This is a genomic window from Pseudomonas brassicacearum subsp. neoaurantiaca (assembly GCF_013608025.1).
GTDB lineage: Bacteria > Pseudomonadota > Gammaproteobacteria > Pseudomonadales > Pseudomonadaceae > Aquipseudomonas.
The window spans coordinates 1-22,097 of the sequence record NZ_VDLV01000007.1; the positions used below are offsets into that span (position 1 = coordinate 1).

Here is a 22,097-nt window from a genome sequence, read left to right on the forward strand (position 1 = left end):
AACATCAATGGCCAGGTTTACCGTGGAGAGCTCCGCCAAGGGCGTCTGGCTCGGGCACAAGGTAATCAGCGAGGCACCGCTTTCACGCACCAGATTGGCGGTGATCAACAGGTCTTTGGAACGTCCGGACTGGGAAATGCAGATTGCCACGTCGGTCGGCTTCAACGTGACGGCTGACATGGCCTGCATGTGCGGGTCGGAATAAGCCGCTGCCGTAAGCAACAATCGGAAGAACTTGTGCTGGGCATCGGCTGCCACCGCGCCCGAGGCACCGAAGCCATAGAACTCGACGCGCTGGGCCTGGGACATGGCCGTAACGGCTTTCTGCAACGCCACCGGGTCGAGCTTTTCACGAACCTCCATCAACGTGTGCAGGGTCGTATCGAAGATTTTCAGGCTGTAGTCGGCGACCGAATCGTCTTCATGAATTGCGAACTGGCCAAAGCTCGCACCGGCCGCCAGGCTTTGCGCCAACTTGAGTTTCAGGTCCTGGAAACCCGAACAACCAATGGCCCGGCAAAAGCGCACGATGGTCGGTTCGCTGATGCCAACGCTGTGGGCAAGATCGGCCATGGAACTGTGCATCACGGCCGCAGGATCGAGCAGTACATGATCGGCGACTTTCAGCTCCGACTTGCGCAGCAGGTGGCGTGACTGGGCGATGTGTTGCAACAGGTTCAAAGGGCTGGACTCTTGTTATGGGCAGGTGCCGGGATGTAGCAATCTTGTAGTTATACTACAAGAAGTGTCTTTATGCCTGTCCAATACGTAACTGATTTAGCCCTGCCAACCTTTGTTTTGGCGGGGAACGCTTCATGTAGCCGCGCCGCGAGGCAAGCGGGGAAAGTTTGAAACGATTCCTCGATCCAAACCGGCGTGCTGTCCTATTTTTGCGCCCCCAACAAGCGAGCCAAGCCTTCAGCGCCGACCGGCCGACTGATGAGATACCCCTGGACTTCATCGCATTGTTCGTTTTTCAGGAAATCGAGCTGCCCTTGCCGCTCCACGCCCTCGGCCACTACCTTGAGTGAAAGCCCATGGGCCATCGCAATGATCGCGCGGGTAATGGCCGCGTCCTCGCCGCCCTCCTCCAGGCCGCGAATGAAGGCTTGGTCGATTTTCACGTAGTCCACCGGAATACGCTTGAGGTAGCTCAGGGAAGAATAGCCGGTGCCAAAATCGTCGATGGCCAGCTTGACCCCCAAATCCCGTAGCTGCTGGAAGGTCGCGATAATGTGTTCAACGCTGTCCAGCAGTTGGCTCTCGGTTAATTCCAGCTCAAGAAATTGCGGCTCCAGGCCGGTTTCTTCCAGCACTTGCCGCACAAGGCTGACTAGCTTGCCCTGGCGCAATTGATGCACCGACAAATTGACCGACACCCTGATCGGCGCGAGCCCCTGGCGCTGCCATTCACACGCCTGCCAGCAGGCCTGGCGCAATACGAACTCACCAATCGGACCGATCAACCCGGTCTCTTCGGCCAGGCCAATGAAATCTCCCGGAGGGACTTGGCCCATGCTTGGGTGGTCCCAGCGCACCAGGGCCTCAGCGGCATTCAGACGACCGGTCGCCAGGCACAATTTGGGTTGGTAAAACACCTTCAATTGCTGTTCTTCCAATGCCTTGCGCAATTGGTTTTCCAACTGCAAGCGCTCTAGTGTGCTGGCCTGCAGGCTATCGGTATAAAACTGAAAGTTATTTCCGCCCAAGTGTTTTGCATGCTGCATGGCCATGTTGGCCTGGCTGACCAGCATGGAAATTTCCCGCGCGTTATCGGGCAACAGGCTGATGCCAATGGATGCGCTGACCACCAGTTCGTGGCCATCGATGGTCACCGGCACGCGGAGTTTGGTTGCCAGCCGGGTCGCAACGCGCGCCAGGCTCGAAAGATTGCCGTAGGCGTCGAACAGCACCGCGAACTCGTCTCCGGACAGCCGGGCGATGGTATCGGCCTCCGGCAGTGCATTGATCAGGCGCCGAGCCATTTTTTGCAGCAACTGGTCGGCGATGTCATGACCGAGGCTGTCGTTGAGCAGCTTGAAACGATCCAGATTGATATGCAGCAGCGCCAGGCTCCGTCGTCCACCCTGACGCACCCGCTGATGGGCTTCTTGCAGGCGCTCGCGGAACAGTGAACGGTTCGCCAGACCGGTCAGTTCGTCGTAATGCGTGAGATAGCGCATCCGCTCCTCGGACTCGCGTCGGGCCGAGAGATCCGCGAAGAAGCCGACGATATGGCTGACGTTGCCCCGCAGATCGCGGACCACGTTCAGCTGCAGCCACTGCGGATAAAGCTCGCCGTTGGCGCGAGCCTCCACCAGTTCGCCCTGCCAGGTGCCGTGTTGCTTGAGCGCTTGGCGAATGATCGAATAGTGTCGGCGGGCATCGCGGCTGCATGGCAGGTCAACCACATTGCGCCCCAGCATGTCGGCGATATTGAACCCGGTCACCCGCGTGAACGCCTGGTTGGCAGCCAGCAACGCGTAGTTCGGGTCGAAGATCACGATGCCTTCGCTGGCCGCCTCGAACACCGTGGCCGCCAGTTGCCGCTGCTGTTCAAGTTCTTTGCTTGCGCTGATGTTTCGCCGGGTGCCGACCATGCGTAGAACCCGACCGCCAGCGCTACGCTCCACGGCTCGACCGCGATCTTCGATCCAGACCCAATGGCCATCGCCGTGACGGACACGGTATTCGATCTGGTAATCCTCGCTACGGCCCTTCAGGTGCTCGACAAGCGCACGCTTGAGCGCAGGAAGGTCTTGCGGATGCAGCCGCGGGGTCAGATGGCTGAGCATCGCCGTGACGTATTCGGGCTCCAGGCCAAACAGTTCCTTGAGTTGGGTGTGGTGGACTTCGTCAGTCTGCAGGTTCCAATCCCAGAGCCCCAGCTCGCTGGCTTTCAGGGCCAGGGCCAGGCGCGCCTCGCTTTTACTCAGGGCTTGGCTGGCCGCGTCCAGCTCCAGGCTGCGTTGCGCCACGCGTTCTTCCAGGCCAACCTGGGCCGCACGCAGCCGGGCTTCGGCAGAACGGCGCTGTTCGACCTCACGCGCCAAGGCCTCGTTAAGCTGCGCGCCACGGGCTTGCGCCTGCTGCAAATGCTCGATCAGGGCCTGGTTCTGAAACCGTCGCAGCATGCCGTTGCGTATCAGCCGGTTGACCTGCCAGGCCACCACACTGAGGAAAACCAGCAGGACCAGCCCAAGCCAGCCCCAACCGAGCTGCTGTTCATCACCGCCCCAGAAAAGATAACCGATTGCCGGCAACAGGCACGGCAAGGTGAAGGACAGGTACGCTGAAAGGCTGACGGCGTAGGCAACGCTGGCCGACAACGTAGCCGCGCCGATCAGGCCAAACGCCCAGGCCTGTTGTTGGAAGCTGTCCGCCGGAACCAGCGCAATGCCGGCCCCGGCCAGCGTCAGGCCGGTCATGGCCGAGCCCAGCAAAAACATGCGCAACCAGATCGGGTGCGCCTGGCGGCTTGGCATCGCCGAATCGAACGCTGCCACCTGGATCACCCGCAGCGCTACCAGCGACAACAACCAGACCAGCCATACGCTGACCAGGAAATAGCGCGATGGCTGCCACAACAGTGCGGCACAGACCAGACCGTTGATCAGCATGAACAGCGTGGGCAGCAGTGAGCCCTGATACAGCAGCCTTGTGCGTTCGACCGCCATTTCCGTGGCGTACTGCTTGTAAATGACCCGCGGCTCAACACAAGGGCCAGCCAGATCGGAATTGAAGGTCATAGTCGATGTTCTTGTTCTTATTCAGGGGCGCATGGTGCACCCGAAACGAGAACCGAGCATACACAAGCCAAAGGCCATCCCACACTGCTCTCGCTCATAAAAATGCTGAAAAAATGGCCATTCCACTGGGCATTGGTGACGCCAGGCGAGCGCCATCCATGCCTGTAGAGGCTGACCAACCGGTCGTCACCAAGCGGTGTTTTGTCGGTTGATGCAAAGCTCGGTTTGCCCGGGGTGGCGCCGCACCCTAGAATGCGCCGATGCGCGATGATCTCTCCCTTCTGCTGAACTCCCTTAACGATGCCCAACGCCAGGCAGTTGCTGCCTCCGTTGGCCGTCAGTTGGTCCTGGCCGGTGCCGGCTCCGGCAAGACCCGAGTGCTGGTGCACCGTATCGCCTGGTTGATCCAGGTCGAGAACGCCTCGCCCCATTCGATCCTGTCGGTGACCTTTACCAACAAGGCTGCCGCCGAGATGCGTCATCGCATCGAACAGCTGATGGGCATCAATCCCGCCGGCATGTGGGTCGGTACGTTCCACGGTCTGGCGCATCGCCTTCTGCGAGCCCACTGGCAGGAAGCCGGCTTGAGCCAGACTTTCCAGATCCTGGATAGCGATGACCAGCAACGCCTGGTCAAGCGGGTCATCCGCGAGCTGGGCCTGGACGAACAACGCTGGCCGGCCCGTCAGGCCCAATGGTTCATCAACGGCCAGAAAGACGAGGGCCTGCGCCCACAACATATCCAGGCCAGCGGCGACCTTTTCCTGGCGACCATGCGCAGCATCTATGAAGCCTACGAGGCGGCGTGCCAGCGTGCCGGCGTCATCGACTTCTCCGAGCTGCTGCTACGGGCCCTGGATCTCTGGCGTGACCACCCTGGCCTGCTGGCTCATTACCAGAAGCGCTTCCGGCATGTCCTGGTGGACGAATTCCAGGACACCAACGCCGTTCAATATGCATGGTTGCGCCTGCTCGCCAAGGGCGGCGACAGCCTGATGGTGGTGGGTGACGACGACCAGTCGATTTATGGCTGGCGTGGCGCGAAGATCGAGAACATCCACCAGTACTCGGCGGACTTTCCCGACGCCGAGGTCATTCGCCTCGAACAGAACTATCGCTCCACCGCCGGCATCCTCAAGGCTGCCAACGCCCTGATCGCCAACAATACCGGGCGCCTGGGCAAGGAACTGTGGACCGACGGCAGCGAAGGCGAGGCGATCAATCTCTACGCCGCCTTCAACGAACACGATGAGGCCCGCTATGTAGTGGAAACCATCGAGAGCGCCTTGAAGACCGGCCTGGCCCGCAGCGACATCGCCATCCTGTATCGCTCCAACGCCCAGTCGCGGGTGCTTGAAGAGGCCTTGTTGCGCGAACGGATCCCTTACCGGATCTATGGTGGACAGCGCTTCTTCGAGCGCGCCGAAATCAAGAACGCCATGGCCTACCTGCGCCTGATCGAAGGCCGTGGCAACGACGCGGCCCTGGAGCGGGTAATCAACGTGCCGACGCGGGGCATCGGCGAGAAAACCGTCGAGGCGATTCGCGAACATGCCCGTCACAGCCATGTGTCGATGTGGGAAGCCATGCGCCTGCTGGTCGACAACAAGGGCGTGACCGGTCGCGCCGCCGGCGCCCTGAAGGCCTTCATGGATTTGATAGAAGACCTGGCTGCCAAGTGCGGGGAAATGCCGCTGCACCTGATGACCCAGACCGTCATCGAGCAATCCGGCTTGATCGCTTATCACGAAGCGGAAAAAGGCGAGAAAGGCCAGGCCCGGGTGGAGAACCTTGAGGAACTGGTCAGCGCCGCGCGCAACTTCGAAACGACCGAAGAAGACGAAGACCTGTCGCCCTTGTCGGCCTTCCTCGGCCATGCCTCCCTGGAGGCGGGCGACACCCAGGCTGACGAGCATGAAGACAGCATCCAGCTGATGACCCTGCACAGCGCCAAGGGCCTGGAATTCCCGTATGTGTTCCTGGTGGGCATGGAGGAAGGCCTGTTTCCGCACAAGATGAGCCTGGAAGAACCCGGACGCCTGGAAGAAGAACGCCGCCTCGCCTACGTTGGCATCACCCGCGCCATGCAGAACCTGGTGATGACTTACGCGGAAACCCGACGTTTATATGGCAGCGAGACCTACAACAAGGTGTCGCGCTTCGTACGAGAAGTGCCGAAAGGTCTTATCCAGGAAGTACGGCTTTCCAACAGCGTCAGCCGTCCGTTCGGCGGCAGCCAGCAGCAAGGCACCAGCAGCCTGTTCGGCGGAAGTGATATTCCGGAAACCGGCTTCAGCCTTGGCCAGGCGGTACGGCATTCGGTGTTCGGCGACGGTGTGATCCTCAACTTTGAAGGCGCCGGTGCCCAGGCTCGGGTGCAGGTCAACTTCAGCGAAGGCAGCAAATGGCTGATGCTGGGGTACGCCAAGCTCGAGGCGATCTAGCGATCTGCATAGAACCTGTGGGAGCGAGCTTGCTCGCGATAGCGGTAGATCAGCCACTATTGATGCTGACTGACACGCCGCCATCGCGAGCAAGCTCGCTCCCACAGTTCGTTCTGGGGAAGCCAGAACATTTCCGATAGAACTTGTCCCTCTTTCCTACAGCCCAAAGCGAACTGGCCTGCTTGCACAGCCGAACCTGAACCTCAGCTGTCACGCAAAAGCCCGAAACACTCTGCCGCTAGCCAGCAACAGTTCAGCTGTGCAACATGGCGCGCGTGCTATCCACAAATGGGAATGCCTTTATATGAAACGTTTTCTTAGCATCGCCATGGCCTTGTGCATCGGCCTGACGATGGCCATCGACGCCAATGCCGCCAAGCGTTTTGGCGGTGGTAAAAGTTCGGGCGCAGCCCCGACTCACCAGACCAGCCAGATGGCGCCGTCCTCTGCCGCCGGGTCCACTGCCGCCACCGCAGGCGCGGCCGGTGCTGCTGGCGCCGCTACCAAGGCCAGCGGTGCTTCGCGTTGGCTCGGCCCCCTGGCCGGTATCGCCGCCGGTGGCCTGCTCGCTTCCATGTTCATGGGCGACGGTTTCCAGGGCATGCAGATCTTCGACATCCTGATCATGGCGGTCATCGCCTTCCTGGTTTTCCGTTTCATCGCAGCCCGTCGTCGCAAGCAGCAGGAGCAGTTCGCTCCGGCCGGTCATGCGCCGATGCAGCGTGAAGTGTTCAACCAGCAGCCTGCCGGCGGTTCGATCTTCGGTGGCGCGGCCGCTCCAGTGGCGCGTCCAGTGATCAATGCGCCCGCCTGGTTCAACGAGCAGCGCTTCATCGAAGCGGCGCGCAGCCACTTCATGTCGTTGCAGCAGCACTGGGACGCGAACGAAATGGACAAGATCGCCGAGTTCGTAACCCCGCAACTGCTGGAGTTCCTCAAGCGCGAGCGGACCGAGCTGGGGGACGGCTACCAGTCCACCCACATCGAGAACCTGCAGGTGCAACTGGACGGCGTCGACGACCGCGCCGATAAGACCATCGCCACCCTGACCTTTATCGGTGTGTCGAAAGATTCCCGCTTCGACCAGGGTGAGGCGTTCAGCGAAAGCTGGAACATGGAACGTGCCCAAGGCGAGAACCAGCCTTGGCTGGTGGCTGGTATCCGCCAGAACGGTTGAACCTTTCCGCGTTTCGCATGTTGAAATAAAAGAACCCCGGCACTTGCCGGGGTTTTCTATTTCGCAGTTGCATCTACGGCGGGCTACTGTATAAACCGCCCATATAAAACCGCGCCATCGAGAAAGAGGATCCCGGACGTGGAAGAAATCATCGAACAATTACGCGAAGCCAACGAACCCGTACCGGTTCCGCTGGAGTTACCTGATGAAGATCTGCTGGTAGAAATCGAAGAGCAGCTATTCATCGATATCCCATTCGTGTTCAGGGAGTTTTTGCTGACCGTCAGCGATGTCGTCTATGGCAGCCTGGAGCCGGTGACCGTTACCGATCCGCAATCCCATACCTACCTGCCGGATGTCGCGGCCAACGCATGGGACGCTGGCGTCGATCGGAGCCTGATTCCGATTTGCCAGGACGGCGACGATTATTATTGCGTCGAAGAAGACGGCACCGTGGTGCTGTGGCAGGCCGAGGAAGAGCTGATCGCCGAGGAGACCTGGGAGTCGGTCTGGCATTGGGCTCGGGACGTCTGGTTGGAAAGCTGATCCGCCAGCCCGTCGCTGGTCAATGCCCGGACGATTCCTTGTGATTGTCCAGCGTATCGAGCAACGCCACCTGCATCCGCGTGTGCAGGCGGACGAACCAGCGCGAGAGCAACGCCGCCACGGCAGTCGCTACCACGGCAATCAGCAACAGCAACTTGTTGGTCGGCAAGATACTGGCCGACAAGGCTGCCAATAGCAGGAAGATCACCAGCAGCGACAGGATCGGGATCACTTCGGCAATCACCCGACGCACGCGCTGGGTGTGGCGGCCGGCCATCTCCGGCTTTACACCCATCTCCGCCAACAACATCGACAATGCCTTGAGCTTGCGGTACGCCGCGATCAGGAACGGCAGCGACAGCAGCAGCGCTGCGCCCCAAATCAGCGCCTTTTGCCAGCTCGGGTCGCTGATCCACGCTTGCAGATAAGCAGCCATCCGCTCGGCGAAGTACCCTCCCGAAACAAAAATAGCGATGACCAACGCCAAGTTGACGCCGACTTGCAGCAGGATTCGCCTGATCATGGAAGCCAGCATGGCGCCCTCGCCCTGGGGCTGGATACTGCGCAACCACTCGCCATACATGCCCAGCACGCGCGCCAGACGTTGCGGTATTACCGATGCCAGCCTGACGGACAACGGATCAGCGGCCCGTATCAGATAAGGCGTCAACAGCGTGGTCAGCACCGAGACAGCCACCGCCACCGGATAAAGGAAATCGCTGGTGACCTGCAAGGTCATCCCCAGCGACGCGATGATGAAGGAAAATTCGCCAATCTGTGAAAGCCCCATCCCAACGCGCAGTGAGGTGCGTCCATCATTGCCGGCGATAAAAGCACCGAGACCACACGAAAGCACCTTACCCAGCACCACCGCACAGGTGATCACGGCGATCGGCCAGGCGTACTGAAGCACTATGGCCGGATCGAGCATCAGCCCGATGGCCACGAAAAAGATTGCGCTGAACAGGTCGCGCACCGGCTCTACCAGCCGCTCGATTTTCAACAGCTGTTGGGACTCGGCCATGATCGCGCCGATCAGGAATGCCCCGAGCACCATGCTGTATTCCAGCTTCACCACCAACAGGCAAAAGCCGAAACAAAGCCCCAATACCGTAATCAACAGCATCTCGTTACTGTCGAATTTCCCCACATAAGCGAGCAACCGCGGTACCAACAGGATGCCGATGACCAACGCCACGACCATGAACAGCGACAGCTTGCCGACCGTCGATAACACCTCGCCCGAACTCACCGTACCGCTGACCGCGATGCTTGAGAGCAATGCGATGATGCCGATGCCAAGGATGTCCTCGACAATGAGGACTCCGAATATCAACTGCGCAAAGCGCTCGTTCTTCATCTTCAGGTCATTCAGCGCCTTGACGATAATCGTGGTCGAGGAAATGGCAAGGATGGCACCGAGGAACAGCGAGTCCATGGCATTCCAGCCGAACCAGCGCCCAATCTCATAGCCGATCCAGATCATCAAGACGATTTCCAGGAACGCCGCGATAAACGCTGTGGCCCCCACCTTGAACAATTTGCGCAGGCTGAATTCCAGGCCCAGGCAGAACATCAGGAAGATCACCCCGAGCTCGGCCAGGGTCTTGATCGTTTCTTCGTCATGGATAAAGCCGAACGGCGGCGTATGCGGGCCGATGATGAAGCCGGCGACAATGTAGCCAAGCACCACCGGTTGCTTGAAACGATGAAACAGTACCGTCACCAACCCCGCCGCCAGCATGATGATCGCCAGGTCTTGTATGAAACTGATGGCATGCATGGCAGCGGCTCCTTGCTGAACACGACTCCATGCGGAGTCGGATAGGTCCGTTTCTCTTGTAGGAAATACCTAGGTGATGGGCGTTTGCAGGTTAACACCAGGACTTCTGGCAAAAAGACGGTGCAATATATGGAAACAGATCCACCGGAGCGTGACGGCTTGCAGCGGCGCAGCGTCCCGATATGAGTGGTTTGTTGTGTCACCACAACCCAACGCCCGCAGAGGCGCCCATCCTGAAATGCTGCCTTGAACCGTGAGAACGTTATGGAACCCGGAAACGCCCAGCTGTCGATGACGGTGTTGATGACCCCCGACATGGCCAACTTCTCTGGCAATGTCCATGGCGGCACCCTGCTCAAATACCTCGATGAAGTGGCCTACGCTTGTGCCAGCCGTTACGCCGGCCGCTACGTGGTGACGCTGTCGGTCGACCAGGTGATTTTCCGCGAGCCGATTCATGTCGGCGAGTTGGTGACTTTCCTGGCTTCGGTGAACTACACCGGCAACACTTCGATGGAAGTGGGCATCAAGGTCGTGACTGAGAACATCCGTGAGCGCTCGGTGCGCCACACCAATAGCTGCTTCTTCACCATGGTCGCGGTGGATGACCAGCGCAAGCCGGCCCCCGTCCCGCCGTTGCAACCGCAGAACAGCGAAGAAAAACGTCGCTATGAACAAGCCCAGCAACGCCGGCAGATTCGCCAGGAGCTGGAGAAGCGCTATCAGGAAATCAAGGCGGACGGGCCTTAACCAGCCAGAAATCCCTGTGGGAGCGAGCTTGCTCGCGATGACGATGTCACAGCAACTCTATGTTGAACGTGAGACCCTCATCGCGAGCAAGCTCGCTCCCACAACGGCTAGCATCGATCAGAGGCTGATCGGCACCGCCTCGAACCGTACGCGGGGGTGGGCGATACGGTCCTGGGCGCGGATCAACTGCAGCTCGTAACTTACGCACGCTTGGGTTTCCAACAGCACCTCATGCACGGCCGCAGCGGTGAATTCGAACGCCGCCACCAAGCTATCCCCCAACAATATCCGCGCCAGGAACAACCCCGACGTGAGGTCGCCCACCCCCACTGGTTGGCGCGGGAACGCCAGCAGCGGACGGCGCAAATGCCAACTGCCATCAGCCGTGACCAGCAGCATCTCGAAGCTGTCTTCGGGCTTGCCGGGGTAGGCCAGATGCTTGACCAGCACGACCTTCGGACCGCGGGCCAGCAGCGCACGGGCCATGGCCAGACAGTCGAGCAATGATTGCGCCTTGCGCCCAGAGAAACTGTCCAGTTCCAGTTGGTTCGGGCACATGATATCGGCCACTGCGGCGGCCTCCTCCAACAGGAACTCGCTGACCTCGGGCGCCACGATACAACCCTTCTCCGCATGTCCCATGACCGGATCACACAGATACAACGCCTTGGGATTGCAACGTTTTATCCGCGCCACACCCGCCAGAATTGCCTGCCCCTGGGCGGCGCTGCCCAGATAACCGGAGAGCACCGCGTCGCAATTGCCCAGCTCGCCTATGGCGGCGATGCCTTCAACCAACAGCGGTATCTGAGCGGGCGCAAGCACTTCACCGGCCCATTGTCCGTATTGGGTGTGATTGGAAAACTGCACGGTATTGAGCGGCCATACGTTTACGCCGACCCGCTGCATGGGAAACACGGCAGCGCTGTTGCCGGCATGGCCAAATATCACATGGGACTGGATGGCAAGCAGATGAGGCGTACGTTTCATGCGGGAAGTTTCCGTAAAACGATTGAAATTCAAGCCGCGCAGTATGCGACTAAACGCAGCCTGTACGACAGACCGGCGACACAGTTAAGCTGATGGCAACTTGTTGGAGCTTTTCGTTCATGCTGACCCTTGGAAATATTTTCGTGCTGATGCTGCTGGCTACCGGTGGCGCCTGGCTGTGGCACAACCATGGCTTGCGCGAGCGCGCCTTGGCGAGGGTTATGCAACATTGCGCCAACCTGAAGATCGAGCTGCTGGACGGCAACGTGGCGCTGCGAAAGATTGGATTCGTAAAGGACGCCAGCGGACGACGGCGCCTGGCACGTGTCTACAACTTCGAGTTCACAGTGACGGGCGAGACCCGTCATTCAGGTACGATCACTCAGTTTGGCGCCCATAGCGCACACATCGAATTGGCGCCTTACCCGATGCCATTCGAAGAAACCCCGCCTACGCCGATTGAATCGGTCCAGACCCGCCCCAGGGCTGAGGTCATCGAGCTCAGCCAATGGCGTCAGGAGCACAATAAATGGAAGCCTTGAAACGCGACTGACTCACGGGAGCCGGCAATTTGCCAAGCTCGTTTGCAGCGCCACCACGTCCTGCGGTTCAGCGAAGATCAATTCGATCCTTGAATCCTGTCGCCACTCGCTGACCTGCCACGTCAACGGCCCACCCTCCATCGCATTGGCCGAGACCCAACCGTCAGCGCTGTGGATAACCATCTTCGCCCGTTTCCATTGCTCGCCGTTGAGCCAGCGCGTCATCGCGGCCGCATCGAAACGCTGGGTGGGATGCCAGCGCCAACCAATACTCCAACCTTCCCCCTGCTGTTGATACAGGCAAATCGGCACCGTCGGATCGGTCCAGATAGCCGGGATTTGCCCTAGCGCTTCAGGTAAGCGCAAGTTATCCACAGCACCATCGCCCCGAGCAGCAATGCCCGGCAATTGATTAATCGGCAATGCAGCCTTGTGCGTCCAATACAAGCCAAGCGCAGGCAACTGGGCGATAACGCGCGCCCGATCGTTGTCGGTGAGGCCTTCGGATTTGTTCAGCACCAGCAATCCGGCATCAACCAACGCCTGTCGTTGTGTATCCGGCAGTGACTTGCCGTCCGCCATCGCTCGGGCATCCAATACCATCACGCAGGGCTGGACAGCCAGCACGCCGAGCCAAGGCGCCGCGTTCAATTGACGCAATAGTTGCGCCGGATGGCCCAGCCCGGAAGGTTCGATGAACAGCCTGTGGGGCCTGGCCTTTTGCAGCAAGCGACCCAGGCCGATCTGAAACGGTGCGCCGTTGACGCAACATAGGCAGCCCCCGGCCACTTCGCCCAATGCGATACCATCGGCGGCCTGGGTCAGCAGCGCGGCATCCAGGCCGACCTGGCCGAACTCATTGATCAGCACCGCCCAGCGCTCATCCGCCGGGCGCTGGGCCATCAGCTGCCTGATCAGGCTGGTCTTGCCGGCACCCAATGGACCGGCGATGACATGGGTGGGGATGTCCTGCAGCATAATGAATGGCTTTGAGTGGAGGTGAAGATGCGAATGATCGGCTGGCTGTTACTGGCTTTGACTTCGAGCCAGGCCATGGCCCAGGCGTGTATCGTACACAGCCAGGCGGAACGGCTCGACGTGAAGGTCTGCCAACAGAACCGCAACATTCCGCAAAAACTGTTCGCCGACGGTTTCTGCCAGCCGAGCCTGGCCGGGCAAAAAGTCGACGTGCAATACGTGGATCAATGCCCTGGCGGCGCATTTGGCATCTGCAGCAACGCCCAAGTCGCCAATATGCCTTATCACCAGGATATTCACTATTACGGCGTGGCAACCGATGCGGCCTATCTCAAGCCGTTTTGCGAAGAGAAAAGCCAGGGCACCTGGCTCAAGCCTTGAGCCAGGTTATCCAGCCTGACGACAATTGGCGCGGCCCGGAACAGAGCCCAGGGAAGCAACGAATCAAGCCGCGACCTCGTCATGCCACGAACCGAACGGGTCCGGTAACAGACGCCAGGCCTCCATGCCCAGCGCCATTTCCGCATCGGTAAGCAGGCAGGCGTCCAGCTCTTCGGTGAGTTGGTCAAAGTCTACATTTTGGCCGATGAACACTAGCTCCTGACGGCAATCGCCTGTCGCCGCCAGCCAGTTCTTCATGATCGTGGTGGTACTGTCCTCATCCTGCGGCCATTGATGTTTCGGCACAAACCGCCACCAACGTCCGGCGAACCCATAACGCATCAAACCGCCGGCCTGGGACCAATTCCCTGCTTCTTCAGGTTTGCTCGCCAACCAGAAAAAACCCTTCGAGCGCAGGAGCCTGCCATTAGGCCAAGGGCGGTCGATAAACGTGAAAAAGCGCTCGGGATGAAACGGCCGACGTGCCCGGTACGCTGTCGAGGCGATGCCATACTCCTCGGTCTCCGGTACAGCCTCGCCTCGCAAAGCTTGCAGCCAACCGGGTGCCTGGGCGGCGCGTTGAAAGTCGAAAAGGCCGGTGTCGAGGATGCTGGCCAGCGGCACCTGGCCCATTACCATGGGGACAATTCGCGCGTGGGTGTTGAGACGCTCCAGGATCGCGATAAGCTCCTCTCGCTCCTGTTGGCTGATCAAGTCGATCTTGCTGATCAGAATCACGTCGGCAAATTCGATCTGTTCAATCAGCAGCTCAGTGATTGAGCGCTCGTCCTCTTCCCCCAGGGTTTCGCCCCGGGACGCAAGGCTCTCGGCGGCGTGGTAATCCAACAGAAAATTAACACCGTCGACCACCGTCACCATTGTGTCCAGACGTGCGACATCGGCAAGGCTCCGGCCTTCGTCATCGCGAAACGTGAAGGTTTCCGCCACCGGCAGCGGCTCGGATATGCCTGTGGATTCGATCAACAGGTAATCAAAACGCCCTTCCCTGGCAAGTTGCCCGACTTCTTCAAGCAAGTCCTCGCGCAATGTACAACAGATGCAGCCGTTGCTCATTTCCACCAGCTTCTCTTCGGCACGATTCAGGGAGACATCTCGCTGGACTTCGGTGCCATCGATGTTGATCTCGCTCATATCGTTGACGATCACCGCTACACGCAAATTGTCCCGGTTGCGCAGGATGTGGTTGAGCAACGTGCTCTTACCGGCACCGAGGAAGCCGGAAAGCACGGTTACGGGAAGGCGATTGGGCATTGGGTATATCCTCATCGATGGCCGTTCCGGCTCGACATGTTGGGGCAGGCTTATTTACGTTATACTATAACAACTATTCCATACCTACCTGCAAACCTTATTGACCGAGATGATCCATGCGCAGCTCTGTGAGATTAATGACAGTAGGTTCGTTATTGCTTTGGACCGTCTACGCGTCAGCTCAAAATCCCCTCTTGGCGAATTGCACCCGCAGCGCGAACTTGCTGGCGTGTGTCGATGGATATGGCAATGCCTACAGCGTCCAGACGAGCGGAAACACTATCTATACGCGCGGATTTGAAGCTGTGAGCCACCGCTATTGGTCCCAAACGAATAGCCGTTATGGCCAGCTCACATTTTTTACTGGCCTGGCATCGGACGGAGAAAGTTGGGTTGGATATAACCGTCGAGTTGGTTGGACGACGATCAACCGCTTTTCAAGCTCTGGCGGGAGCAAAGGCGCGTTCGTGTGCGGTCGCCTCAACGGCTGTCAGGACTCGCCGCGCTGACGTTTCACGTGGAACAGGATTGACAAGTAAAACTCCTTTCATGGGAAAGCTATTCACAAAGATGACGTTATACTATAACGTCGAGTTTTGAATTCTTTGCGGATCACTCATGAATGCGTTAACGCTGCCCGACGTCGCTGCGCAGATTTCACGCCAAGCTCTTCCCCTCGATTGGGTCGGTATGTGTGGAGTTGCTATTCCCGTACTGATTGGCGGCCATCGTCTTCAGGCAAGGGCCGATGCGGGTGTCAGCCTGGATGATCGTGAGGCTCGCGGTATCCACATGTCGCGCTTGTACCTGGCGCTGGAAACGCTCGAAGGTATTGAGCTTTCACCCAGGCTGCTACGCCGCATCCTGCAGCAGTTCCTTGATAGCCACGAAGGCTTGTCCCAGGCGGCGTCATTGAGTATCCACACGGATCTAATGCTCAAACGCCCGGCAATGGTTAGCCCTCTCAGCGGCTGGAAGCGATATCCGGTGAGCTTGGAAGCTAGCTTGAAAGACGCTATGTTCCACGTGGAACTTCGAATTCAGATTCCCTACTCCTCCACCTGTCCGTGCTCGGCGGCACTCGCTCGGCAACTGATTCAGCAGCAATTCGTCGACGACTTCGCAAACAAAACGCTGAAGCACGCCGAGATTCTCGCCTGGCTGGGCTCGTCAAATGGCATCGTTGCCACTCCCCATAGCCAGCGCAGCACGGCAACGCTGACCCTGCGGTTGAACAATGAGATCGAGGAATTACCGCTCCAATCATTCATCGACGCAGCGGAAGCAGCCCTCGGCACCGCGGTACAAACCGCCGTCAAGCGCGCCGACGAACAGGCATTCTCGCTAGCCAACGGCCAAAACCTGATGTTCTGCGAAGACGCCGCGCGGCGGCTCACCACAGCCTTGGCAAAGCCTTCTCTAATCGATGCGCTGACTGTAAGGGTCGTTCACGCCGAAAGCCTGCACGCCCATGACGCCGTGGCCGAATGTAGCTGGACGCGAGGCGCATCATGATTAGCTGCCAAGCCCTGAGCTGGGGCGCTCCCGGACAACCGCTGACACCCCCGCTCACAATGGAGCGACCGGCAGGGAGCCTCACGGCGATCATCGGTGCCAACGGCTCAGGCAAAACCAGTCTTTTGAAGGTATTGGCGGGCCTGCAAAAACCTTTAGCCGGCAAAGCCACCATCAACGTACCCAAGCGCGGCGGCGTTTCATTCCTGCCGCAACAGCAACATCTGGACCGACAATTCCCCATCAGCCTGCAGGAGTTGGTTGCCGCCGGCGCTTGGGGGAGCTCACACACACCGGCGATGCGGCGTCTTCGATTGAAGACCGCGCTAGAAGACTGGGCCCTGAGCGGACTCGAGCAACGCCCCTTGATGGCATTGTCTGGAGGCGAATTGCAGCGCGCTCTGCTCGCCCGACTGAGTCTGGCTGATGCACCGCTGCTGTTGCTGGATGAACCTCATGCTGCCCTGGATGAACAGGGCCAAGCGCTGCTGTGGAAACACCTCCACCGTTGGCATGCCGAGGGCAAGACCGTGGTGCTGGTGTGTCATGACCTGGGCGCCGTACGCGAACATATTCCCCATACCCTGCTGGTGAGCAATTCACGCTGCGTACTGGGCCGAAGTGTCGACTTGATTGCGCAGCAACCCCGCGCTTGGGTGGCCTGATGCTTGCGGCCACTCATTTTTGGCAACCCTTTCAGGAATTCGTCTTCATGCGCCGGGCCTTGCTTGGCGGCCTGGTGTTGGCATGCAGTACAGCGCCGCTGGGCGTATTCCTGATTCTGCGGCGCATGAGTTTGATTGGTGATGCGGTGGCTCACGGCATTTTGCCCGGCGCCGCGCTGGGTTTCTGGATCGCGGGCCTGAGCCTGCCGGCTTTGACGTTAGGCGGCTTGGGCGCGGGTTTGAGCATGGCAGGGCTCGCCGCTTGGATTACCCGACGTACGGGTCTGCGGGAAGACGCCAGCCTCGCAGCGATTTATCCGATTTCCCTGGCGGCCGGCGTGTTGATTCTTGGCTTGGCCGGTAAACGCCTGGACCTGCTGCACTTATTGTTCGGCTCCGCATTGGCGGTGGACGGCCCGACCTTGACCGGCATGCTCTGGGTCTGCGGGGTCAGTCTTGTAACCATGGCATTGATTTATCGACCGCTGCTGCTCGACACCCTGGATCCCCTGTTCCTACAAACAGTCAGCCGCCTGGGTCCGTTGGCCCATGGTGTGTTTCTGACCCTAGTAGTGTTGAACCTGGTGATAGGTTTCCAGGCCATCGGCGCGCTGATGGTAGTCGGCTTGATGATGTTGCCGGCGGCCGCTTCACGGTTCTGGAGCCGACGCCTGCCCGTTCTGATGATGATCTCGGCACTGCTCGGTTGCGTCTCGGTGTGGCTGGGGTTGCTGTTGTCTTTCAATTTCTCGCTTCCAAGCGGGCCGGCCATCGTCCTGGTGGCCGGCGCGTCCTACCTGCTGTCCGTGGTATTCGGTCCGGTGCACGGTCTCCTGCGCCGCCCGCCCATGCTCACATCCCAATGAGGTGTTTCTCGATGCGCGCCCTGCTCCTGCTCTTCAGCTTGATGCTTTCAATGTCCCTGTCTGCCGCCGAAAAACTCAAGGTAGTGACCAGCTTCAGCATCCTTGCCGACATGACCCAACAAGTCGGCGGCGAACACGTCCAGATCATCAACATGGTTGGACCGGACGCCGATGCGCACACCTACGAACCCACGCCCGACGATGCCAAGTCGCTGCTCGGGGCCAAGTTGATTATCAAGAATGGGCTGGGCTTCGAGCCGTGGCTCGATCGCCTGGTGACCAGCACGGAAACCAAGGCTGCGCTGATCAGCGCCAGTCGAGGCGTGATTCCGCGATCACTGAACGAAGATGGCGAGACAGTCCCCGATCCCCACGCCTGGCACAACCTCGCCAACGCGCAGCTGTACGTCAGCAATATCACCAAGGCACTCGAAGCGGCGGATCCAGACAACAAGGCTGATTACGAACGTAACAGCCAGGCGTACCTGAAAACGATCTATGCGCTGCTTGCCGAAGCGAAGGCAAAGTTCGGCGCGCTGCCACCAGGTAATCGCAAGATCGTTACCTCTCACGATGCGTTCGGTTACCTGGGCCAGGCCTATGGCATCGAGTTCATGGCGCCGCAGGGCCTGTCCACCGAACGTGAGCCCTCGGCTGCTGAAGTCGCGGCGCTGATTACCCAGATCCGCCAGGCGAAAGTCAAAGCAGTATTCATGGAGAACATCAAGGACGCGCGCCTGCTCAAACAAATCGCCGATGAAAGCGGCGCGCACATCGGCGGCACGTTGTACTCGGACGCCCTGGCGGCCAGCGGCCCTGCCAGTACGTTTACCGGGTTGTTCGAGTACAACCTCAACACGCTGTACGAGGCGTTGAGCCGGCCGTGAGAGCTCGCAGTTTTCTGAACTGCTAAACACCCAGCGGGAGCCAGCTCCCTCGCAAACAACTCATTACGTCCAACCCGGGTCAGGCCCTCGGCTTGACCGTCCCGCAATCCTGCCCCAGCCAAACGGCACGGGTGTCCAGGCTACCGTTCTGCTGGATACCCGTGGCGTTGAACGTGCCGTTGACCTTGGTGGTGAATTCGCGATCGCTTTGGAAGGTCGCAATACCATTGCCCTGGGCTTTCGGGCAACTGAAGCGAAACTTCCATTGATTGCCGGTGCGCTCGGTGATCTGTTGCTTGCACCCGGATTGCGGATCCTGCAGCGGAATATCATTGGTCTGCACTTGAGCAGGCGTCAGGCAGACCCGAATGCCCTTTCCGCCCATGGTAATGCCTTGTTTCTCGAGCATCGCCCGTTGCTCCGGGGTCATCTGGGTTTGTAGCTGCCCGAGGATCAATTGCAGATCCGGCAGATTCTGGTTATCGACTTTCATATTGCTGGTGGTCAATTCCCACAGTCCCGGTTGAAGCATCTGCGCCTGAGCCACCAGAGGAACCGACAAGCCAACCGCCAAGGCCAAACCCAGCAGACGAACATTCATTGCAAACACTCCAGAGGACAAGTGGCCGTTAGACGCCGCCCGCAGGCTTCGGTTCAGGCCTGCGGCGAGTGAATTAAATAGCGACAATCGTCATGGAACATGGTCTGTTAAGCATTGAAACTTCAGGAGCACGGCTGCCCTATGGATTATTTCGGCCCGCATGTTTTCGGTTATTTGATCGCGCTGCTTCACACCCTGGGTTCAATTGCCGCCGTCCATGCGGTGCTGACAGTGCGAACCGCCCAAGGCTCGATCGCCTGGGCCCTTTCGTTGGTGTTCATTCCCTACCTGACGTTGATTCCATATTTGGTATTTGGCCGCAGTACATTCGATGGCTACATCAAGGCACGCCGGCAAGCCAACGAAGAAATGCGCAAGGCCATCTCCGAGCTGAACTGGCGGCCATGGGTTGAAGAAGCGCTCACCGCGCGCGCCTCCCAGGCTTACGCGTCACTCAGGGCGATGCCGAAACTGGGGCGAGCGCCATGTCTGGCGAACAATCAGGTGCGCCTGCTGGTGAATGGACAAGCCACGTTCGAGGCGATTTTCCAGGCCATCGATAACGCTCGGGAAGCGGTCCTGGTGCAGTTCTTTATCGTCCACGACGACCGACTCGGCCAGCGCCTGCAAGCGTTGCTCCTGAAGAAGGCTGCCGAAGGCGTGGCGGTGTACCTGCTCTATGACCGTATCGGCAGTCATTCCCTACCCCACCGTTATGTCCAGGCGCTGCGCGACGGCGGCGTACACGTCAAGGCTTTCGCCACCCGCAGCGGCTGGCTCAACCGCTTTCAAGTCAACTTCCGCAACCATCGCAAGATCGTCGCCGTGGATGGTGTCTTGGGGTTTGTCGGTGGCCACAACGTGGGCGATGAATACCTGGGCGAGAAACCGCCCTTGGCTCCTTGGCGCGACACTCATGTCGAAGTCCGCGGTCCCGTGGTGGCAAGCATGCAGGAATCGTTCGCCGAAGACTGGTTCTGGGCGGCCCGTTCATTGCCACCGCTGATCCTGCCCGACACCTACCCGGACGGCGGCGTGCTCTGCCAACTGCTAGCCAGCGGACCGGCCGACGCCTACGAAACCTGTTCGCTATTTTTCGTCGAGGCCATCCACGCGGCCAACGAGCGAATCTGGATCACCACACCGTACTTCATTCCCGATGAAGCGGTGTTCGCCGCGCTGCGCCTGGCCGTGCTGCGCGGAGTGGATGTGCGCATCCTGTTGCCGTCGCGACCCGACCATAAGATTGTCTACGCAGCATCCAGCCTTTATGCGTTCGAAGCCGTGCGCGCCGGCGTGCGGGTGTTTCGTTATGAGCCGGGATTCCTGCACCAGAAAGTCGTGCTGATCGATCAAGAGATCAGCGCCATCGGCAGCGCGAACCTGGATAACCGCTCGTTCCGACTGAATTTCGAAGTAATGTTGCTGACTGTCGACATCGGCTTTGCCAGCGAAGTGCAGCAGATGCTCGAGCAAGATTTCGCCCAGGCCCACGAAGTCGCCAAACAAGAAAGCCGGGAGACCCACCGCCTGCAGAAGATTGGCATGCGGATCGCCCGGCTTATTTCCCCGATTCTCTAAGGCGTATAGATATCGTCACGGGTCCAAGGCAAGTCATGGCTTCCATCGGCGTGGGCCTTGACCGCGAGAATCTGGTGCAGATTGATCCAGCCCTTGGCAAAGGCATAGGCGCAACCGGCGAGATAAAGCCGCCAGATCCGCAGGGCCTGTTCCGGCACTTCCTTGGAAGCAGCTTCGAGGTTGTCTTCCAGACGCTCGCTCCAATGATCGAGTGTCCGTGCATAGTGCATGCGCAGGCTTTCCACATCGACAATCTCCAGCCCCGCTTCACTGATCTCGGCAGAGATCATCGACAGGTGCGGCAGCTCGCCGTTGGGGAAGACATATTTCTCGATGAAGTCGCCAGCGCCGCGACCTACCGGGCGGCCGTCGGTGTGCTTGGCCGTGATCCCATGATTCATCACCAAGCCACCTTCGCGCACGGCCCCGAACAGCGTCTTGCAGTACTGCGTCAAATTCGCGTGCCCCACGTGTTCGAACATGCCGACACTGACGACTTTGTCGAATCGACCGTCCTGAGGCAAATCCCGGTAGTCCAACAGCTGCAGCTCGACCTGGTTTTCCAGGCCTTCAGCCTTGACCCGCTCGCGAGCCAAATCCAGTTGAGCTTGGCTCAAGGTAATGCCGAACACCTTGGCACCGAACTCTCGAGCCGCATAACGCGCCAACCCACCCCACCCGCAGCCAACGTCCAGCAGATAATCGCCGGGTTGCAGGCGCAGCTTGCGACAGAGGTGGCGAAACTTGGCCTGCTGCGCCTGTTCGAGGGTTTCGCTGCCGGTCTCGAAATAGGCGCATGAATACGCCATGTCGCTGTCGAGCCAGAGCTGATAGAACGCGTTGGATAAATCGTAATGGTAGGAGATCGCCTTGGCGTCGGTTTCCTTGTCATGGACCGTGCGCACCGGCAGGTTACTGTCGTCTTCGTCCACCAGGGCCTGGCTCAGCTCGTCACAGACTCGAATGACTTCGTGGATCGAGCCTTCAAGTTCGAGCTTGCCTTCGACAAACGCCGCTCCCAATGCATCCAGGCTGGGATGGTTGAATTGCGCAACCATTTGTGGGTCCTTGACCACAATCGTCACGCTGGGGTCATCACCCAGCGCGAATTCATGGCCATCCCAGAGCCGCAGCCGAAGCGGTAGATGCAGATTCTGTAAGGCCGGTGGAAGTTGAGCGAGCATGAAAAATCCCCCTTGTTTCAGACGTCTGAAATGAGGGTAGCCCATCGTAGAAAAATAGCTGGCTATCGAATTTATAGCCTTTTTCTATCGTTCTTCTAAATCTACTGTTTTGAGCAGTAACTGCCTGAAGTGGTGCTACCTCTCGTAGTGACTGCACGCGCCTTCAACAGTTCGCTTAAATGCACA

The 22,097-nt window shown here is 59.2% G+C and carries 20 protein-coding genes; 12 read left to right on the forward strand and 8 right to left on the reverse strand.

Annotation, left to right across the window (positions count from 1 at the left end; all coding sequences use genetic code 11):
* Together FHK92_RS05040 and FHK92_RS05045 are read right to left on the reverse strand one after the other, a co-directional pair.
* Nucleotides 1–681, reverse strand: a 681-nt coding sequence (locus FHK92_RS05040) for an SIS domain-containing protein (RefSeq protein WP_181287111.1), incomplete at its 3' end; no start/stop codon positions are given.
* A 203-nt stretch (nucleotides 682–884) separates the two neighbouring features.
* Nucleotides 885–3,749, reverse strand: a complete 2,865-nt coding sequence (locus FHK92_RS05045) for an EAL domain-containing protein (protein ID WP_181287112.1) — start codon at nucleotides 3,747–3,749, stop codon at nucleotides 885–887.
* A gap of 260 nt (nucleotides 3,750–4,009) precedes the next feature.
* Here FHK92_RS05045 and uvrD point away from each other — a divergent pair, with 260 nt between their 5' ends.
* The 3 genes from uvrD (at nucleotide 4,010) to FHK92_RS05060 (ending at nucleotide 7,916) form a co-directional block, all read left to right on the forward strand.
* A complete protein-coding gene (gene uvrD, locus FHK92_RS05050; RefSeq protein WP_181287113.1) occupies nucleotides 4,010–6,193 on the forward strand; it encodes a DNA helicase II in 2,184 nt (727 codons plus the stop codon).
* A gap of 304 nt (nucleotides 6,194–6,497) precedes the next feature.
* On the forward strand, nucleotides 6,498–7,370 hold the full coding sequence (locus tag FHK92_RS05055) for a Tim44 domain-containing protein (RefSeq protein WP_181287114.1): 873 nt from the start codon (nucleotides 6,498–6,500) through the stop codon (nucleotides 7,368–7,370).
* 138 nt (nucleotides 7,371–7,508) lie between these two features.
* Nucleotides 7,509–7,916: an SMI1/KNR4 family protein gene (locus FHK92_RS05060; RefSeq protein ID WP_003187120.1), complete on the forward strand. Its 408-nt coding sequence runs from the start codon at nucleotides 7,509–7,511 to the stop codon at nucleotides 7,914–7,916.
* A 19-nt stretch (nucleotides 7,917–7,935) separates the two neighbouring features.
* Here the strand turns inward: FHK92_RS05060 and FHK92_RS05065 are convergent, their stop codons facing one another.
* Nucleotides 7,936–9,699: a cation:proton antiporter gene (locus tag FHK92_RS05065; RefSeq protein ID WP_181287115.1), complete on the reverse strand. Its 1,764-nt coding sequence runs from the start codon at nucleotides 9,697–9,699 to the stop codon at nucleotides 7,936–7,938.
* A 264-nt stretch (nucleotides 9,700–9,963) separates the two neighbouring features.
* On the opposite strand from FHK92_RS05065, the gene FHK92_RS05070 reads away from it, so the two are divergent.
* Nucleotides 9,964–10,449, forward strand: coding sequence for an acyl-CoA thioesterase (locus FHK92_RS05070; protein WP_181287116.1), 486 nt, complete (start codon nucleotides 9,964–9,966; stop codon nucleotides 10,447–10,449).
* Nucleotides 10,450–10,566: 117 nt separating this feature from the next.
* Here the strand turns inward: FHK92_RS05070 and pdxY are convergent, their stop codons facing one another.
* Nucleotides 10,567–11,439: a pyridoxal kinase PdxY gene (pdxY, locus tag FHK92_RS05075; RefSeq protein ID WP_181287117.1), complete on the reverse strand. Its 873-nt coding sequence runs from the start codon at nucleotides 11,437–11,439 to the stop codon at nucleotides 10,567–10,569.
* Nucleotides 11,440–11,558: 119 nt separating this feature from the next.
* Here pdxY and FHK92_RS05080 point away from each other — a divergent pair, with 119 nt between their 5' ends.
* Complete coding sequence (locus FHK92_RS05080; RefSeq protein ID WP_181287118.1) at nucleotides 11,559–11,981, forward strand: DUF3301 domain-containing protein; 423 nt, start codon at nucleotides 11,559–11,561, stop codon at nucleotides 11,979–11,981.
* Between the two features lie 12 nt (nucleotides 11,982–11,993).
* On the opposite strand, the gene FHK92_RS05085 is transcribed toward FHK92_RS05080, so the two are convergent.
* Entirely contained in the window at nucleotides 11,994–12,959 is a 966-nt protein-coding gene (locus FHK92_RS05085) for a CobW family GTP-binding protein (RefSeq protein ID WP_181287119.1), read from the reverse strand.
* 27 nt (nucleotides 12,960–12,986) lie between these two features.
* Here FHK92_RS05085 and FHK92_RS05090 point away from each other — a divergent pair, with 27 nt between their 5' ends.
* A complete protein-coding gene (locus FHK92_RS05090) occupies nucleotides 12,987–13,340 on the forward strand; it encodes an NADH:ubiquinone oxidoreductase (RefSeq protein WP_181287120.1) in 354 nt (117 codons plus the stop codon).
* 63 nt (nucleotides 13,341–13,403) lie between these two features.
* Here the strand turns inward: FHK92_RS05090 and zigA are convergent, their stop codons facing one another.
* A complete protein-coding gene (zigA, locus tag FHK92_RS05095; RefSeq protein WP_181287121.1) occupies nucleotides 13,404–14,612 on the reverse strand; it encodes a zinc metallochaperone GTPase ZigA in 1,209 nt (402 codons plus the stop codon).
* Between the two features lie 116 nt (nucleotides 14,613–14,728).
* On the opposite strand from zigA, the gene FHK92_RS27740 reads away from it, so the two are divergent.
* From FHK92_RS27740 to FHK92_RS05115, 5 genes are all read left to right on the forward strand, one after another.
* Nucleotides 14,729–15,121 (forward strand): glutamine synthetase, encoded by a 393-nt coding sequence (locus FHK92_RS27740; RefSeq protein WP_258232590.1) that lies wholly within the window; start codon nucleotides 14,729–14,731, stop codon nucleotides 15,119–15,121.
* A gap of 109 nt (nucleotides 15,122–15,230) precedes the next feature.
* Nucleotides 15,231–16,127 (forward strand): GTP cyclohydrolase FolE2, encoded by an 897-nt coding sequence (gene folE2 / locus FHK92_RS05100; RefSeq protein WP_181287122.1) that lies wholly within the window; start codon nucleotides 15,231–15,233, stop codon nucleotides 16,125–16,127.
* The gene (locus tag FHK92_RS05105; protein ID WP_181287123.1) at nucleotides 16,124–16,792 is read left to right on the forward strand and encodes a metal ABC transporter ATP-binding protein; all 669 of its coding nucleotides are present in this window, start codon (nucleotides 16,124–16,126) and stop codon (nucleotides 16,790–16,792) included. The genes folE2 and FHK92_RS05105 overlap by 4 nt, the downstream gene beginning before the upstream one ends.
* Nucleotides 16,792–17,658 (forward strand): metal ABC transporter permease, encoded by an 867-nt coding sequence (locus FHK92_RS05110; protein WP_181287124.1) that lies wholly within the window; start codon nucleotides 16,792–16,794, stop codon nucleotides 17,656–17,658. Before FHK92_RS05105 ends, FHK92_RS05110 begins: the two co-directional genes overlap by 1 nt.
* 11 nt (nucleotides 17,659–17,669) lie before the next feature.
* Complete coding sequence (locus FHK92_RS05115) at nucleotides 17,670–18,545, forward strand: metal ABC transporter substrate-binding protein (RefSeq protein ID WP_181287125.1); 876 nt, start codon at nucleotides 17,670–17,672, stop codon at nucleotides 18,543–18,545.
* A 79-nt stretch (nucleotides 18,546–18,624) separates the two neighbouring features.
* On the opposite strand, the gene FHK92_RS05120 is transcribed toward FHK92_RS05115, so the two are convergent.
* Complete coding sequence (locus FHK92_RS05120; protein ID WP_181287126.1) at nucleotides 18,625–19,146, reverse strand: DUF3617 domain-containing protein; 522 nt, start codon at nucleotides 19,144–19,146, stop codon at nucleotides 18,625–18,627.
* Nucleotides 19,147–19,287: 141 nt separating this feature from the next.
* Here FHK92_RS05120 and cls point away from each other — a divergent pair, with 141 nt between their 5' ends.
* Nucleotides 19,288–20,727: a cardiolipin synthase gene (gene cls / locus FHK92_RS05125; RefSeq protein WP_181287127.1), complete on the forward strand. Its 1,440-nt coding sequence runs from the start codon at nucleotides 19,288–19,290 to the stop codon at nucleotides 20,725–20,727.
* Here the strand turns inward: cls and cfaB are convergent.
* On the reverse strand, nucleotides 20,724–21,911 hold the full coding sequence (cfaB, locus tag FHK92_RS05130; RefSeq protein ID WP_181287128.1) for a C17 cyclopropane fatty acid synthase CfaB: 1,188 nt from the start codon (nucleotides 21,909–21,911) through the stop codon (nucleotides 20,724–20,726). The genes cls and cfaB overlap by 4 nt on opposite strands.
* Nucleotides 21,912–22,097: the final 186 nt, after the last annotated feature.

Bases quoted from the DNA above. Each gene is read 5' to 3' on its own strand.
- FHK92_RS05045 (WP_181287112.1), bottom strand. From the start codon at position 3,749: ATGACCTTCAATTCCGATCTGGCTGGCCCTTGTGTTGAGCCGCGGGTC.
- uvrD (WP_181287113.1), top strand. From the start codon at position 4,010: ATGCGCGATGATCTCTCCCTTCTGCTGAACTCCCTTAACGATGCCCAA.
- FHK92_RS05055 (WP_181287114.1), top strand. From the start codon at position 6,498: ATGAAACGTTTTCTTAGCATCGCCATGGCCTTGTGCATCGGCCTGACG.
- FHK92_RS05065 (WP_181287115.1), bottom strand. From the start codon at position 9,699: ATGCATGCCATCAGTTTCATACAAGACCTGGCGATCATCATGCTGGCG.
- FHK92_RS05070 (WP_181287116.1), top strand. From the start codon at position 9,964: ATGGAACCCGGAAACGCCCAGCTGTCGATGACGGTGTTGATGACCCCC.
- pdxY (WP_181287117.1), bottom strand. From the start codon at position 11,439: ATGAAACGTACGCCTCATCTGCTTGCCATCCAGTCCCATGTGATATTT.
- FHK92_RS05080 (WP_181287118.1), top strand. From the start codon at position 11,559: ATGCTGACCCTTGGAAATATTTTCGTGCTGATGCTGCTGGCTACCGGT.
- FHK92_RS05085 (WP_181287119.1), bottom strand. From the start codon at position 12,959: ATGCTGCAGGACATCCCCACCCATGTCATCGCCGGTCCATTGGGTGCC.
- FHK92_RS05090 (WP_181287120.1), top strand. From the start codon at position 12,987: ATGCGAATGATCGGCTGGCTGTTACTGGCTTTGACTTCGAGCCAGGCC.
- zigA (WP_181287121.1), bottom strand. From the start codon at position 14,612: ATGCCCAATCGCCTTCCCGTAACCGTGCTTTCCGGCTTCCTCGGTGCC.
- FHK92_RS27740 (WP_258232590.1), top strand. From the start codon at position 14,729: ATGCGCAGCTCTGTGAGATTAATGACAGTAGGTTCGTTATTGCTTTGG.
- folE2 (WP_181287122.1), top strand. From the start codon at position 15,231: ATGAATGCGTTAACGCTGCCCGACGTCGCTGCGCAGATTTCACGCCAA.
- FHK92_RS05105 (WP_181287123.1), top strand. From the start codon at position 16,124: ATGATTAGCTGCCAAGCCCTGAGCTGGGGCGCTCCCGGACAACCGCTG.
- FHK92_RS05110 (WP_181287124.1), top strand. From the start codon at position 16,792: ATGCTTGCGGCCACTCATTTTTGGCAACCCTTTCAGGAATTCGTCTTC.
- FHK92_RS05115 (WP_181287125.1), top strand. From the start codon at position 17,670: ATGCGCGCCCTGCTCCTGCTCTTCAGCTTGATGCTTTCAATGTCCCTG.
- FHK92_RS05120 (WP_181287126.1), bottom strand. From the start codon at position 19,146: ATGAATGTTCGTCTGCTGGGTTTGGCCTTGGCGGTTGGCTTGTCGGTT.
- cls (WP_181287127.1), top strand. From the start codon at position 19,288: ATGGATTATTTCGGCCCGCATGTTTTCGGTTATTTGATCGCGCTGCTT.
- cfaB (WP_181287128.1), bottom strand. From the start codon at position 21,911: ATGCTCGCTCAACTTCCACCGGCCTTACAGAATCTGCATCTACCGCTT.